We start from the raw sequence: 15,048 nt of genomic DNA on the forward strand, positions 1-15,048 counted from the left end.
CCTGTGGCCTTAAGCGGCGTGGCTCACGATGTAGCGGAATTTGCCGGATTTTTCGGCGGGGATGGCGTCCACCAGGTCTACCTGCACCTCCACCCCTGCTCCAAGGCGGCGCTTGAAACCATCAACGATCTGCGCCGGAGCACCCGGCAGAAAACCTGGCCCAGCCACCAGCAGTACCCGGGTCTTTTCGCGCGACTCCTGCACCACCTTGAACGACTGGACGCCCGCGAGGTCGCGCAAAATATAGATCAGCGAAAGGCCATGCATCACAGTGCCGTCAGCGGCAATCACGAAGTCGGTGCTGCGCCCCTGGATCTCTTTCAACAAAGGCAGACCGCGGCCACAGCTGCAAGTGGCGGTGTCGAGCACGCCGATGTCACCCGTGCGATAGCGTATGAACGGGAAGTCCTGGGTCGCCAAATGGGTCACCACGATTTCACCTGCCACGCCGGGTGGCTGCACCTCACCAGCTTCGTTGATGATTTCCACCACCAGATCTTCGGTCGTGATGTGCATGCCGCCAGCCGGGCATTCATGGGCAATGAAACCCGCATCCCGACCACCATAGCCGTTCGCCACGGGGCAGGCAAAAGTCTGGCTGATGGTGGCGCGTTGGTCATCGTACAAACGCTCCGAGGTCACGAATGCCACCTTGATGCCCAAGTCATCCATGGCGATACCGCGCTTTTGCGCATGGCGGGCAATCAAGGTCAGCGCCGACGGGTAACCAAACAGCATTTTGGGCCGCGTGCTTCGGATGGTCGCAATGAAGCCGTCAAGCTTGCTCTCCGACATCTCAAATGCGGGCAGCAACTGGGTCCGCATCAAGGTATCGCGCACCAGCTTCACGCGGTCCTGCGTGCCCAGCTCAATCGGCGAACCCCACACCACGATTTCTGGATCGCCGATATCCACGCCCCACCAACGGGTCGCTCGCCACTTGGCGGCTACATCATGGCTTACGCGCTTGGTGCCAATGAAAAACACCAAAGGCTCACCTGACGAGCCTCCGGTATTGAAACGGGTCAAGCCCTGGGCATCCACATGTCTGAGCGCATCGGTGTTGGCCTTGATGCTGGCTTTGGTAAGGAACGGTAATCCGGCAAGGTCTTTGACGGACGAAACCTTAGCCGGATCAAACCCGGTCGCCGCAAACAAGTCACGGTAGTAAGGCACGTTGACTGCAACCTCGGCCAGGAACGCACGCAATCTCTGCACCTGGTAATCCGCCAGCTGTGCAGAAGACCACCATTGGGCATCCTCCATATGGCGGTGCACGGCAACGGTGGTGTGCTTTTTAAGCCGCTCTTGCAGCGGGAAAAGCACGTTGGAGATCAGCTTTGTGTACAGATCCATTTTTTGAATATTGCCAGGCAACAAAAATTAGCGGGAAGCGCCTATGGCACTCTTGTACTGGGCCGCCAGCAGAGGGCCGACCTGGCTCCAGGTATAGCGCTGCACCCTGGCCAGACCAGCGACATGCAGGTGCTCCCACAAGGGTGCCTCTTGCAGCAAGCGCAAACAGGCCTGTGCCATTGCGTCGGCATCTCCGGCGGGTACCAGCAGCGCCGTTTCCCCGTCCTCCACCATATAAGGGACACCGCCCACGCACGTACTGACCACAGGCACACCACTGGCCATCGCCTCCAATAGGGAGTTCGGCATGTTATCCGCAAGACTGGGATTCAACATGATATCGGCCTCGCGGTACAAGGCAGCCATGGCATCACGGTCTAAACGCCCCGTGAAATGCACAGCATCATCCAGGCCCAAATCGGTCACGAGTTGCCGCAGTTCGGCTTCTTGTGGCCCACTCCCGGCAATAGTCAGGCGTGCTGCAGGCAAATGCGAGCGAACGCTATGAAATGCGCGTATCGCGGTAGCGTTGTCATACAAGGCTTCCAAATTTCGGGCTACCACCAGGTGCGCCGAGGCGCCCACGCGAGGGCCTCGCGAGTGAAAGCGTGCCAAATCAATGATGTTGGGCACGATCGTAGATGGCATGTGAAAGCGGGCAAATATTTCTTGCAGAAAAGCCGAGGGTACGAGCAGCAGCGCAGTAGCGGCCATGGAGGTGCGAACCATGAACTGTGCGCTTTTCAGAAACTCCGCTGCTTCACCGCCCCGGTAGTTCACCACCACCGGCACACCACGCAGGCGCCCCACCCAGATCGCGGGAGCCGCAAACAAATGCCAGGACCAACCTGAATTTGCCATGATATGCAACACATCGCTACGACCCGCCGCACGCCACAAAGTCCCAACATACGGGATCAACCGAAACAGCGCGCGGGCCCCAGGCAAGCCTGCTGCCCACGCTGGGCGGTACGGGGCATTGGTTTGGACCAGCGTGACCTCGGCCTGGCCCGAACGCAGCAATTCAGCCAATTGCCGGGTTTGGTTGGCCATGCCGCCTGCGGGTGGCGGCAATGGTCCCACCAGCCCCACACGAATGCCAGCAAAGCTCATCCAGCCACGCGATCTGTTAGCGCAGCATAGGGGCCAGAATAATTCGCAATGCTCTTGGTCCAGTTGCGCTCAGTTTCGACAAACTTGCGGCCAGCAGCACGCAGTTGCGCCCAACGCTCGGGCTCTTGCAACAACTTGACGATAGCTTCGGCCAATGATTCAACGCTGCCGGCTTTGAACAGAACGCCCGTGACACCATGGCGGATAAGCTCCTTATGCCCACCAACGTCGGATGCGACCAGCAAACGCCCCTGCGCCATGGCCTCCAAAGGCTTGAGAGGCGTTACCAGCTCGGTCAAGCGCATGGAATGGCGCGGATAGGCCAGCACATCCACAAGGTCGTAATAACGCTGTACTTCAGTGTGCGGCACGCGACCGGTAAATACGATCTTGTCTTGCAAACCAAGTGCCTGGGCCTGGGCTTTCAAGGCCGCATCCTGCGGACCACCACCCACCAGCAGCACGCGAACCTGGGGCATTTTCTCCAGAATTGCAGGCAAAGCCGACAGCAAAACATCCAGCCCCTCATAGGCGTAGAAAGAGCCAATGAAACCCACGATGGTGCAACCCGCAAGACCCAGCTTGGCCTTCAAGGCATCATCAGGAACGCCGCCCACGTCAAAGGCGTCGATATCGACCGCATTCGGAATGACGGTTACTTTGTTAGCCGCAATGCCCCGCGCCACAATGTCAGACCGCAGTCCTTCGCAGATGGTGAAGACATGGTTCGCCTGCTTGAGCGCCCGAGTTTCCAAGCTGCGCGTGAAGCGATAGCGCAAACTGCCCTCTTCCGTAGTACCGTGGTCCACGGCAGCATCCTCCCAGAAGGCACGTACCTCATACACCACTGGAATCCCCAAGCGCTTACCCACCCGCAGTGCCGGCAAGGCATTCAGAACAGGAGAATGGGCATGCAAGATATCCGGCCGCACCTGCTCGGCAACCTCTTGCAAACGGCGCTCTACATGGCGCATCAATGCCAACTCACCCAAGCCAGGCAAACGCATGACACTGGATTCCGGTGTGGGCGTCCGATAAAAATGCCAGCCATCCACCGTCTCCTCCAAGCCACTTTCGGCAGTGTGCTTCGGGGTGGTGAGATGGAAGGTTTCCCAGCCTAATTTGCGCTGCTCCCGCAAAATGGACAGAGTTCGAAAGGTATAGCCGCTGTGCAGAGGGATGGAGTGGTCCAGTACATGCAATACGCGCGTCATACTGCCACGCCTTCAGCCTGCGCAGGCAGCGCAATATCACTCTGCATCACATTGCGCAAAAAAGCCTCAAACATCAACAGCGTCCACAAAGGGGCACTGTAATCACGGGCTCCAGAATCATGTGCATTGACCAGATGCTCCAGATATTCCCGGTTAAACCAACCAGTCTCCGCCAAGCGAGGCCCCAGCACCGCATCACGAACGCGCTGGCGCAAAGGCCCCCGGAACCAACGGGCCAAGGGCACGGAGAAACCCATCTTGGGACGGTACAAAATATCGTCCGACAAACGCGGCTCCATCGCCTTTTTAAGCAAGTACTTACCCTCTTGCCCTTTGATCTTGAGAGAAGAGGGCAAAGTTGCCATCCACTCAACCAGTTCATGGTCCATCAAGGGTTCGCGCACCTCCAGCGAATGGGCCATGCTTGCACGATCCACCTTGGTGTTGATGTCACCCACCAAATAGGTTTTCAAATCCAAATACTGGATCAAGGCAAGAGGATCGTCGGTGTTCGCCTTTGCGGCGTGGTGATCAAACACCTCTTGGGCGCTGTAACCCGCAAGCTCACTCTTGAAGCACTTACTGAACAGTTGCTCACGCATCGGGTCACGCAGTATCGAGACTGAATGGAAATAGGCCTCTACCGAACTGCGAGAAAGGCCTTCAAACGTAGTTTTGGCCCTGAAGATGCGAGGCGCCCAATCCGCCTTGGGATACAAGCGCCCTAATGTTTTGAACAAGGGTTGACGCAACGCCTGCGGCATGGAGGCGCGCATCTTTTCCTCCATCAAGTGCAAACGGTAACGCCGGTAACCACCAAAAGTCTCGTCCCCCCCGTCCCCCGACAACGCCACCGTCACATGCTTACGCGCCAACTCGCATACGCGGTAGGTGGGAATAGCCGAGCTATCTGCAAATGGTTCGTCGTACAGACTGGCCAAGGTATCAATCAGATCGAAATCGTCGCTCTTCACCGTCTCTACACGATGGTTGGTCCGGTATCGGTCTGCCACGGTTTGCGCAAACGCTGACTCATTGAAAGCTGGATCATCAAAAGCGATGGAGCAGGTGTTGACTGGCTCGGCAGACAAATCAGCCATCTCCGCTACCACGGCGCTAGAGTCCACGCCCCCCGACAAGAATGCACCCAGCGGAACCTCGGCAATCATCCGCAAACGCACGGACTCTTTCAGCCTGACATCCAGCTCCGCACAAGCCTCTTCCGCACTGATCTTGCTATCCAGACTAAAACGCACGTCCCAGTACTGCTCGGGTTCTGCCAAAGCTTGCCCTCTGCGCAAAGTCAACGTATGCGCTGGTGAAAGCTTTTTTGCCTGACGGAAAATGGTCCGCGGCTCGGCAACATAGCCTAAAGCAAAATACTCTTCTACGGCCAGCGGATCCATATCGCGCTTGAGACCGCCATGGGCCAACAATGACTTGAGCTCGGAGCCAAACAGCAATGTGCCGTCATCCAAATGGGCGTAATACAGGGGCTTGACCGCCAAACGATCCCGCGCCATGAAAAATGTCTGCTGGTTACGATCCCACAAAGCAAACGCAAACATACCGCGGAAGCGCTTGACGCAATCTTTGCCCCAAGCCTCCCAGGCATGAACAATCACCTCGGTATCGCTACGCGTACGAAATACATGGCCCAGGGCCTGAAGCTCGGGAATCAGCTGCTGATAGTTGTATATCTCGCCGTTGAAGACCACCACAACAGAACCATCTTCGTTGAAGAGGGGCTGCTGACCCGTAGCCAAGTCAATAATCGACAGACGCCTGTGCCCAAGACCCAAGCCGGGTTCCAGATAAAGATCCCCCTCCACCGGTCCGCGATGGTGTTGCGATTCATTCATACGGTGAAGCACCGCGCGGTTGATATCTCGGCTGCCACGGGTATCAAAAATGCCAACGATTCCGCACATGGTATTTATTTTGTATTGAGAGGTGTTTGGACAGCAGCCCTTGCCGCACCCAGGAGGCGATCGTACAAGCCTTGGTAGGTCGCAACCATGGCCGCCATGCTAAATTTTTCTTCGGCAAGCCGGCGCCCTGCTTGCCCCATACTCTTGGCCAACATAGGTGCCGTAGCAAGCTGCACCACACCGCGCGCCAGCGCCTCTGAATCACCAGAAGGCACGAGCAAACCGGTTTCCCCTTGCACGACCAAGTCAGCATTCCCGCCCACCTCCGTCGCAATCACAGGCAAACCGCTCGCCATCGCCTCCAAGATTGTGTTGGAAATACCCTCGGCTAGCGAAGGCAACACAAAACAATCCAGGCTGCGCATCAACTCCGCAATGTCCTGGCGCTCGCCAGGCAGCCAAGCAATATCGGATAAGCCGGCAGCATCCAAGACATCTTGACACTGCGAGCGCAACGGCCCGTCCCCCACCATAACCAGCCGCAAACATGCTCTCAACTCTGGAGCGATTTCAATCGTTCGAACAAACGCTCTGGCCAAATTAAGCTGATCCTTTACCACCTGCATACGCCCGACAGTACCCACAATCCATTCACGTGGCTGCCGAAATGGAAAATCAACAGGTAAAGAATCCAAATTCGTCTCAAAAGGACGAAACTTGCCAGAATCAACGCCGTTATAGACCTGCGTGACACGTGAGCCAGAGATTTTGACTCTATCTATTAGATAGGCAGCCAAATCACGAGAAAGTGCCAAGTAGTGAGAAACGAATGGACTGTAAATTCGCCGAATCCATTGGTGTTTCTTACTCAAGCCCGCCAAATCCTCTTGATCACGACCATGCTCACCATGAACACGAACACGCACGCCTGCAAAAAATGCCGGAACCACCACTTCAAGGGCTGCCAAGTTCCGAGTGTGAACAATCGCCGGGCGTAAGGCTCGAAACAATTTGAATAAACGTGGATACAACCAAATCGCATGCCCTGGTGTTTTATGCAAGGCAATAAATTCCACATCAGATCGCACAATACGGCGGCGAAAGTCGGTAACGTCCGTTAAAGCCAAAATAACATGGCGATAAACTGATACAGGCATTTTATTAATCAAATTAACAACGCCATTCTCTAGGCCACCTGTATCAAAACGGTACATCACGTGTACCACAACTGGACGTGAATCAACTATAGACGCCACAACTTATAACCGGCAGCCTGTATAGCATCACCGTCAAAGGCCGCCTTAACGTCGATAAAGGCTCCTCCCTTAACAAGTTTTTTGGAAAAATCCTCGACAGAAAGCGCTGCATACTCTTTGTGTGCAACTGCCGCAACAATAGCATCAGCTCGTGGCAAATCATCCCACTTGGACAAATGCACACCATATTCATGCACAGCCTCCTCTACATCGGCTTGAGGATCTGTAACAAATATTTCAACACCGTAGGAGCGCAACTCTCTAATAATATCGATCACCTTAGAGTTTCGCAAATCACCACAATTTTCCTTAAATGTCAAACCCAAAATATTAACTTTAGCACCCTTAATATAACTACCAGAAGCAATCATATTTTTGATTGTTTGCTCAGCGATGAATTTCCCCATACTGTCATTGATGCGACGACCGGCCAAAATAACCTCCGGCTGGTACCCCAGCATGGCGGCCTTATGGGTTAAATAATAGGGATCCACACCAATACAATGCCCCCCCACCAACCCGGGACTAAATTTCAGAAAATTCCATTTGGTACCAGCGGCAGCCAAAACCTCCGAAGTATCGATGCCTATTTTGTCAAAAATAATAGCCAACTCATTCATCAGTGCGATATTCAAATCTCTCTGTGTATTTTCAATAACTTTCGCCGCCTCGGCAGCCTTAATAGACGATGCACGATGCACACCAGGCACAATAATAGTTTCGTACAGCCGAGCAACTTTTTCAAGGGTTTCGGGTCCGTCGCCAGATACCACTTTTAAAATCTTAGTCAGCGTATGCTCTTTGTCACCGGGGTTAATTCTTTCAGGTGAATAACCCACAAAAAAATCTTGCTTCCACTTCATTCCCGATTCACGCTCAAGCACAGGAATGCAAACCTCCTCTGTTGCACCGGGATAAACAGTCGATTCGTATACAACGATCGCACCTTTTTTCATGTTTCGGCCAACACTAGTACTGGAACCAATTAATGGTTTGAAATCCGGTATATGCGCGTCATCAACAGGTGTGGGCACTGCAACAACAATAATATCAGCCTCACCCAACATTTTAGGATCGGCGGTATATACCGCATGAGGAGATGCTCGCATTTCCTCATCAGACAGTTCCCGAGAAGGATCTATACCGCGATTGCAAGACTCCACTTTAGGCAAAGATATATCAAATCCAATCGTTCGGAAATGCTTACCGAACTCAATGACCAATGGGAGCCCGACATAACCCAAACCAATTACAGCAACAACACTCATAAATCACTCCATTTATCAATATTAAATAAATACATCAATTATTTTTAATTTTGTAAAGAATAGACTCCAACCCACCATAATTATCCAAAAAAAATTCATTCAACACATCATCAGCATTGACACCTTCAACAATTCTTGTACTCAAGATAACTACAGCCGAACCATCCCCATGTCCTAAAATTTTTTGAAACGCACTATAAACTATCGCAACGTAATCATTATTCGTAACAAAACCATTAATCCAATAAAATTGCCACACAGCAAGCCGCACCTCCCCCTCCGGAAAACCGACGCCTCGAAGCACTGTGGTACGTATTGGGATAGATTGCGAATCTATTTCAAGAGACTGTACACCCGAGGCAACTTTTGACCAATGCGGATCTGCACTAGTTACCAGTACATTGTTCGAAGAAATCATCTTGTGGCCATAACTTTGCCCGACGTAGTATCCCAAAAAAGCATCAACAGTTTTACCGTTTTTTTCAAAAATTCTAGAAAAATTAAGTGCAGTATTTTTGTACGACGGCAAAAAATTAGAGTGAGTTTCCTGCCTGGATACCCAATTAAATTTAACATCCGAAAAGCTAGCCAAACCCTTTAAATTATATGGAGCAACATTATCTATAGCAGCCTTCAGCAAGAGGGGGCAGGTTAACAGAAAAATAACTGCAGCAGAAATACCAACGAATTCAGCATAAATATTCGGCTGCAATTTCGTCGCAATTGCATCAGAACGCGGATAAAACTTAATAGATGCGTCCGACCATCGTGCCCCTACCCAAAACATTACTGCAATAACAAATCCAAAAAAAAGCCAGCCATAAATAATATGATCCACACCAGTAGCAATTTTATTCGCGGATAAATGCCCTAAAATAACAATAAGATATGCACGAATCCAATTCGCAAAAATAGGCACAGCAACGGATATCAAAAGAAAAATAAATCTTCGATAAATAGATTTATAGTTTAAATAAGCGAATAATGCACCAACGGTCACCGATGCAATTAAATATCGAATTCCACTGCATGCTTCCACCACTGACCAATTCCCAGAGGGAATAACAAATTGCAATCCCTCGCGATATACGGGAACACCACTAAATCGCAACGCAATCACAGTAAAGTCCGCCGTCCATTCCATCAATTGAGGAAAAAGAAACTCCCCCAATGGAACAGCAAAAAATAAAAAACAGAGTGGAAATAAGATAATTCTAAATATCGTGTAGCCGAACAATGTAGGAACAAGCAACACAATGGATGCCATCGCCATCAGTTGAGTCACAGAATTCACCGCAACTACATCACCCAAAACCCATGCAGTAATAACAAAAAATAATGGGATCAGAAACCAAAAATTAGGCCGAGGAACTTCAACAGCAATGACTTTACGCTTCCGCCAAATTAACCACAAAGAAATTGGTGGCACAACAAAGCCGTGAGCAAATGTTTCGGAACGGGACCATATAGCTAGCATTCCGGAAAAGCTATTTTTAAAAACAATGAAGTCAATAAAAACAAGAAGCATCAACGAAATTAATGCATTTCGCCAAATCTGCGAAGAGTACATCTTGATGCTATTCATGGAGTAAATGAAAGGTTGGCTCATCAAGATACTGATCGATTAGGGATAAATGGGCCGTCCAACTATATTTTTCCTGAACCTTGCAACGAGCGGCCTCACCCACTGAATGAGAAAGATCCACGGAGTTCAATAATTTATTAATTTGATAAAAGAACTCATCAGAACTCTCCGCAGAAAGTAGATCCGTTTCTGACTCAACGGCCATACTATTAACACAGATTGTCGACGCAACAACAGGACAACCCATAGCCATCGCTTCTAAAATTTTATTTTGAATACCGCGTGCGATTCTTAAAGGTGCCACTACAACCGAAGCAAACTTCAAGTAAGGCCTAACGTCCGCAACCGTACCAGTCACTACCACAGAGTCCGATGCCAATGCTAAAACCTGGGTACTAGGGTTTCTGCCAACTATATAAAAGTATAGATTTTTACGTACACGCTGTAATTTAGGAAAAATTTCGTTAACAAACCAAACTACCGCATCAATGTTTGGCCAATAATCCATTGCACCAGTAAAGACCAAGAACCGAGAATCTGGCCTGAAACTCCCCGTCTCAAATGGAGATGAACATGAAAAATCTGAAGAAAAATATTCCGAATCAACCCCGTTATTAATAGTCGAAATTTTATCAATACACTCAGGAGCCAGATCTTTAAAAAGCGAGGACTCATTATCGGTCACAAAAAAAGATTGTCTTGAGCGAGTAGCAACAAATCGCTCATACTGGAGTAATTTGGTAGCTTCGCGACGATAAACCCAAGACATTGGGAAAATATGCTTCAATGCATATTCAGACCATTTCAAAGAATCCACATCCACAAAATCCACCAATATATCTATATCATTTACATGATCCACATATTGAGACATCGCAGAAGAAAAAATGATTATCTTATCAATCTTCTTTTTTAAAAGAAGATCTCCAACCCATTCCCGAAGAGAAGTATTAAAATAATAACTCAACGTTAACGGCGAATCATGAAAAATTCCGAATACACTTTTAAATTTAGATTTAAAAGAATTTATTTCCAAAAATAATGAATCGACACAAAATTTCTTAACATCCGGAATATATGCTACATCAAGTGGGTCATCAATAAATGCTCCCAAATATATATTATGACGAAGCGACAGATATTTTAATAAATGAAAAGATCGAACCTTATCTCCTTTATTGGGAGGAAAAGGTATTCGATGCACAAGGTAAAGTATGTTACTCAAGACATCAGCCCAAATTTCTAACAATAAATGGACCGATAAAATTAGCAGCGCCGATAGGAAGCTTCCGCCAGGCAGCAATCAGTAACCTGTATTTTGAATTCAATGGATTATTTTGTGGAACCGAGTCTCGATTCAGCAAGCGATACTCATAGGCCAACGGCGTAGCTTCAAAACCCCAATTCCTTTTAAAGGAAAATGAACCTGTACCTATCTTACTTCGACCAAAGTCAAATATCTTATTTCCACGCAAACAAGATCTACGCAACAACTCCCAATACTTGAAATCATTTGCCGCGAGATCTCGTGCCTTTTCATTATCACCCGCATAATAAGGCAAAACTTCATCTCGAAAATAAAAGCTAAAAACACTACTAACGGGATTGCCAGCGTCATCTACCACCGTTAAGATTTCACAAGTCCCTTCAAACTGTTTCAGTAAAGCATCAAAATATTTTTTTGACATAGGTGGTGTACCATGCCTATGAACATTATCTGCATATAAACTAAAAAACCTGTCTGACTTAGTATCAAGCTGACTAGTCAGATTATTCTTTATACCCTTTCTAACCATTGCCCGTTGCTTACGCGGAATTTCAAGTAGATTACCTTCGACATCAGGCAATATTTTCTTTCGAAAAGTAACATAGATATCCTGAGATGGCCAATCAGAATGGCGAGGATAGATATTTTTAAACTCTACGTAATCAACACCAATTTTTTGAGAAATCTTGTATGCCTCATCCTCCAGTAAAATAGCGGCATCAGCATTTTCAAAAGCCACCCCGGCATAAACGGCAAAAGGCAAGCTCGTTAAAGATTTTCCAAACAAAAAGCTATTTACATGCGCAAGGGGAAGCACCGCAACAATCAAATCATCGATTTCCGCATACAAGTAATATGTTTGATGCTGAAAAACGTCATTTATAATATTTTGCCATCCTGATCGATGGAAAAAAGTTGCGTTTTGACATTTTTCGACAAAAACATCCCACGCATTTTCAGTAAACACATCGCCTCGAACAAGTTTTTTTATACTTATCGAAGGCGTAGAAATATCTATCATCTAATTTATTTTTTCAAAGGCTTAGAAAAATTTTATCCATTCGATTCCAATCGAAATCAGACAATAATCGCTTCAATTTACCCTCTGTTTTTTCAAGATTTACATAATGCCTAAATTTCGACTTCCAGTCAGCCCCAGGAATACGAGGCTGCATGGCATCAATTTCCCAAGGGTGAAAGTAAAATATAGCCGGCATTTTCTCCCTTGAATTAACTCGACACAACATCCAGTTAGATAGTGCATATGGAAACAATCTAAAATATCCGCCACCGCTAGATGGAAAATTTTTATTCAAAAATCTTAATGTTGTAATTGGAATTTCCAATAAACCTTTTCTTGACTCATAAGGAAAACGTGGAGAATTCGGCATTCCATAATGATCGTGTTGAATCGGATAAATGCTAGAACTATATTTGTAGCCTGCTTCCAACAGAGAATCAAACGCCCAGAGATTCGCTTCCCCAATTGAAAAACTGGGCGCTCTGTAGCCACGAACTTCAACACCACCGATATCTTCTAAAATATTTTTAGACAAAACAATATCAGACAAGAACTTCGAAGCAGTTAAATCACTAACGCGTTCATGGCCATATCCGTGGCTAGCTAATTCATGACCTTGATCGACTATAAGTCGAACCATATTGGGATAACGTTCGGCAATCCAGCCCAACGTGAAGAACGTAGCCTTAACATTGCGAGCATCAAGTAAGGTCAGTATGGAGTCGATATTCTTTTCCACCCTACAATCCAAACTATCCCAACTTGAACGTGAAATATAAGGAGCAAAAGCAGAAACTTGAAAATAGTCCTCCACATCGATGGTCAATGCATTAAAGATCTTTTTTTCAGCCATAGATCAATTCAATTTTGAGGAAATGAAGATATCCAAGTCCATAAATCTGCAGCAATTCTCTCAGCGGCATGCCCATCCCACAATTCAGGCATTCTCCCTTTTTTACCATTGCCAGCAAGCACCTGATTAACACAGTTCATAATGGCATCGTGATCAGTGCCAACCAGCGTATTGGTTCCCTGTTCAATAGTAATCGGGCGCTCAGTATTTTCACGTAAGGTTATGCAGGGAACACCCAGGGCGGTGGTTTCCTCCTGCAAACCGCCGGAATCTGTCAGCACTAATGCAGCATTGCTCATTAGGCCAATCATTTCCAAGTAACCTTGCGGTGGCAATAAAACAATCTTGTTGGTATCAATTGCACGCAGCAAATCAAATTTCTCAAGATTTCCACGAGTTCGTGGATGCAACGCAAAAATCAAGGGCAATTTTTTAGAGATCAAAGATAAATCATCAACTAATTTAGATAAAGTCTCCTTCTCGTCAACATTGGACGGGCGGTGCAGTGTAACTACGCCATAACCATTTTTACCGCTCAAAATATCGGGAGAAATGCCATAAGAACTCAAAGTATCAGATGCGCTTCGAGCAATTTTTTGACTGAACTTAAGAGTATCAATCATTACATTGCCAACAAAACAAATACGAGCAGAGGGTATGCCTTCTAAATGTAAATTTCCTTCCGCGTTGCGTTCAGTTGTATACAACTTATCCGCTATCTGATCGGTCAAGATACGATTAATCTCCTCAGGCATTGAGCGATCGTGGCTCCTCAAACCAGCCTCTACATGGGCAACCGGAACGTGCTTCTTTACAGCGACCAAAGTGCAGGCCAACGTCGAATTGACATCTCCAACAACCAGAACACATGATGGATCATTTTCGTCCAGAATAGGCTCAAATCGACGCATAACCTCGGAGGTCTGAATTGCATGACTTGCGGAGCCAACTTCAAGATTAATATCCGGTTTAGGTAACTGCAAATCCTCGAACAAACGATCACTCATGTCTTTGTCGTAATGCTGTCCTGTATGAACAAGTAACACTGGAATAACGGGAACATGAGAAGAAAATGCCCTCAATATCGGGGCCATTTTCATGAAATTGGGCCTTGCTCCAACTACACAAATTACGGGTCTTTGTGAAGGCAATTTTTCCATTATTTTAGATCTTTCGAATTATTTATTACTGCATCAAAGTATTGTTTTAGCATGAAAAGTATTTCACTATTTGACTTTTCCAACCTTAGCAGACTTTGTTCTAAGCGCTCAGCATGCAGATCATTACTTATATAATCTATTTTCTTGGAAAATCCATCTAGTAAATTATGAACTTCTGATGATTTAATATCATACGAAGTATGTACCGAATTTCCAAATTCATTTAATGAACCATTTGAATTTTCTCCGCTCAACGAATTGAACGAAGATCCGGACTCCTCTCTCATCTCTCGCGAAACAGTAGCCACATCATCTGATGTCAATACTTCTTTGTTTTCTAAAAAACCCAATAATAATAATCGATCGCACACTGCATTTATTCGACGAGGAACTCCTCCACTTATATTAAAAATTTCGTCAAACGCAGCACTCTCAAATTCAGGACGACCGGTACTCCCGGCACATTTCAATCTATGCTGTATATACCCTTGTGTTTCGTCCAGATCCATAGGACCAATATGACAAGCAGCAATTACTCTCTGCCTTAATTGCTGCATCTGCGGATGCTGGAGAACCTCGCGAAACTCAGGCTGCCCAACTAAAAAGCTCTGCAGCAATGCTTGCTTACCGTATTGAAAATTCGATAGCATCCGTAATTCTTCAACAGCACGGGGAGTTAAATTTTGCGCCTCATCCACAATCAGTAAACACCGTTTTCCTTGAGTTGCTTGACTTACAAAAAATGCCTCCAACGCCAATAAAAGATCCGCTTTCGATACATCTTTAACCCGCACACCAAAAGCTGCGGCTACCAAGCGCAATGTATCGTCAGCATCTAATTGTGTACTGACTAAACTTCCAGCAATTACTTTGTCAGCATCAAGGCTATCAAGCAAGCCACGAACAATTGTGGTTTTTCCAGCACCGATCTCACCGGTAATAACAATAAAACCTTCATTTCTAAGTACACCATACTCCAAATATGCTTTGGCTCTATTATGTTGTTTACTTGAAAAATAAAATGCCGGATCAGGATTAAGCTGAAAAGGCTTAATATTTAAACCATAAAATGATTCATACATAA

The 15,048-nt window shown here is 47.2% G+C and carries 12 protein-coding genes; all 12 read right to left on the reverse strand.

Features of this window, described 5'->3' with window-relative positions; translation table 11 throughout:
* Positions 1–9: 9 nt before the first annotated feature.
* The 12 genes from AC07VY_RS13070 to AC07VY_RS13125 are packed head-to-tail and all read right to left on the reverse strand — an operon-like array spanning position 10 to position 15,046.
* Complete coding sequence (locus AC07VY_RS13070) at positions 10–1,356, reverse strand: phenylacetate--CoA ligase family protein (RefSeq protein WP_495098010.1); 1,347 nt, start codon at positions 1,354–1,356, stop codon at positions 10–12.
* 27 nt (positions 1,357–1,383) lie between these two features.
* The gene (locus tag AC07VY_RS13075; RefSeq protein ID WP_495098009.1) at positions 1,384–2,409 is read right to left on the reverse strand and encodes a glycosyltransferase family 4 protein; all 1,026 of its coding nucleotides are present in this window, start codon (positions 2,407–2,409) and stop codon (positions 1,384–1,386) included.
* Between the two features lie 56 nt (positions 2,410–2,465).
* Positions 2,466–3,683, reverse strand: coding sequence for a TIGR04063 family PEP-CTERM/XrtA system glycosyltransferase (locus AC07VY_RS13080; protein ID WP_495075844.1), 1,218 nt, complete (start codon positions 3,681–3,683; stop codon positions 2,466–2,468).
* The gene (locus tag AC07VY_RS13085) at positions 3,680–5,614 is read right to left on the reverse strand and encodes an XrtA/PEP-CTERM system amidotransferase (protein WP_495098008.1); all 1,935 of its coding nucleotides are present in this window, start codon (positions 5,612–5,614) and stop codon (positions 3,680–3,682) included. The genes AC07VY_RS13080 and AC07VY_RS13085 overlap by 4 nt, the downstream gene beginning before the upstream one ends.
* Positions 5,615–5,619: 5 nt before the next feature.
* On the reverse strand, positions 5,620–6,810 hold the full coding sequence (locus tag AC07VY_RS13090; RefSeq protein ID WP_495111299.1) for a TIGR03088 family PEP-CTERM/XrtA system glycosyltransferase: 1,191 nt from the start codon (positions 6,808–6,810) through the stop codon (positions 5,620–5,622).
* Positions 6,798–8,078 carry a nucleotide sugar dehydrogenase gene (locus AC07VY_RS13095; RefSeq protein ID WP_495075847.1) on the reverse strand — a complete coding sequence of 427 codons (1,281 nt, stop codon included), beginning with the start codon at positions 8,076–8,078 and terminating at the stop codon, positions 6,798–6,800. Before AC07VY_RS13095 ends, AC07VY_RS13090 begins: the two co-directional genes overlap by 13 nt.
* 34 nt (positions 8,079–8,112) lie before the next feature.
* Positions 8,113–9,663 carry an exosortase A gene (gene xrtA / locus AC07VY_RS13100; RefSeq protein ID WP_495098006.1) on the reverse strand — a complete coding sequence of 517 codons (1,551 nt, stop codon included), beginning with the start codon at positions 9,661–9,663 and terminating at the stop codon, positions 8,113–8,115.
* Positions 9,656–10,867, reverse strand: a complete 1,212-nt coding sequence (locus tag AC07VY_RS13105; RefSeq protein WP_495098005.1) for a TIGR03087 family PEP-CTERM/XrtA system glycosyltransferase — start codon at positions 10,865–10,867, stop codon at positions 9,656–9,658. Before AC07VY_RS13105 ends, xrtA begins: the two co-directional genes overlap by 8 nt.
* Before the next feature lie 25 nt (positions 10,868–10,892).
* Entirely contained in the window at positions 10,893–11,951 is a 1,059-nt protein-coding gene (locus tag AC07VY_RS13110; RefSeq protein WP_495098004.1) for a FemAB family XrtA/PEP-CTERM system-associated protein, read from the reverse strand.
* A gap of 13 nt (positions 11,952–11,964) precedes the next feature.
* Positions 11,965–12,804: an XrtA system polysaccharide deacetylase gene (locus AC07VY_RS13115; RefSeq protein WP_495098003.1), complete on the reverse strand. Its 840-nt coding sequence runs from the start codon at positions 12,802–12,804 to the stop codon at positions 11,965–11,967.
* An 8-nt stretch (positions 12,805–12,812) separates the two neighbouring features.
* Positions 12,813–13,964, reverse strand: a complete 1,152-nt coding sequence (wecB, locus tag AC07VY_RS13120; RefSeq protein ID WP_495098002.1) for a non-hydrolyzing UDP-N-acetylglucosamine 2-epimerase — start codon at positions 13,962–13,964, stop codon at positions 12,813–12,815.
* A complete protein-coding gene (locus AC07VY_RS13125) occupies positions 13,964–15,046 on the reverse strand; it encodes an XrtA/PEP-CTERM system-associated ATPase (RefSeq protein WP_495098001.1) in 1,083 nt (360 codons plus the stop codon). Before AC07VY_RS13125 ends, wecB begins: the two co-directional genes overlap by 1 nt.
* Positions 15,047–15,048: the final 2 nt, after the last annotated feature.

The sequence above is a fragment of the Rhodoferax sp. GW821-FHT02C08 genome (assembly GCF_059421805.1).

Bases quoted from the DNA above. Each gene is read 5' to 3' on its own strand.
- AC07VY_RS13085 (WP_495098008.1), bottom strand. From the start codon at position 5,614: ATGTGCGGAATCGTTGGCATTTTTGATACCCGTGGCAGCCGAGATATC.
- AC07VY_RS13080 (WP_495075844.1), bottom strand. From the start codon at position 3,683: ATGACGCGCGTATTGCATGTACTGGACCACTCCATCCCTCTGCACAGC.
- xrtA (WP_495098006.1), bottom strand. From the start codon at position 9,663: ATGAATAGCATCAAGATGTACTCTTCGCAGATTTGGCGAAATGCATTA.
- AC07VY_RS13125 (WP_495098001.1), bottom strand. From the start codon at position 15,046: ATGTATGAATCATTTTATGGTTTAAATATTAAGCCTTTTCAGCTTAAT.
- AC07VY_RS13075 (WP_495098009.1), bottom strand. From the start codon at position 2,409: ATGGCCAACCAAACCCGGCAATTGGCTGAATTGCTGCGTTCGGGCCAG.
- AC07VY_RS13095 (WP_495075847.1), bottom strand. From the start codon at position 8,078: ATGAGTGTTGTTGCTGTAATTGGTTTGGGTTATGTCGGGCTCCCATTG.
- AC07VY_RS13115 (WP_495098003.1), bottom strand. From the start codon at position 12,804: ATGGCTGAAAAAAAGATCTTTAATGCATTGACCATCGATGTGGAGGAC.
- AC07VY_RS13110 (WP_495098004.1), bottom strand. From the start codon at position 11,951: ATGATAGATATTTCTACGCCTTCGATAAGTATAAAAAAACTTGTTCGA.
- wecB (WP_495098002.1), bottom strand. From the start codon at position 13,964: ATGGAAAAATTGCCTTCACAAAGACCCGTAATTTGTGTAGTTGGAGCA.
- AC07VY_RS13070 (WP_495098010.1), bottom strand. From the start codon at position 1,356: ATGGATCTGTACACAAAGCTGATCTCCAACGTGCTTTTCCCGCTGCAA.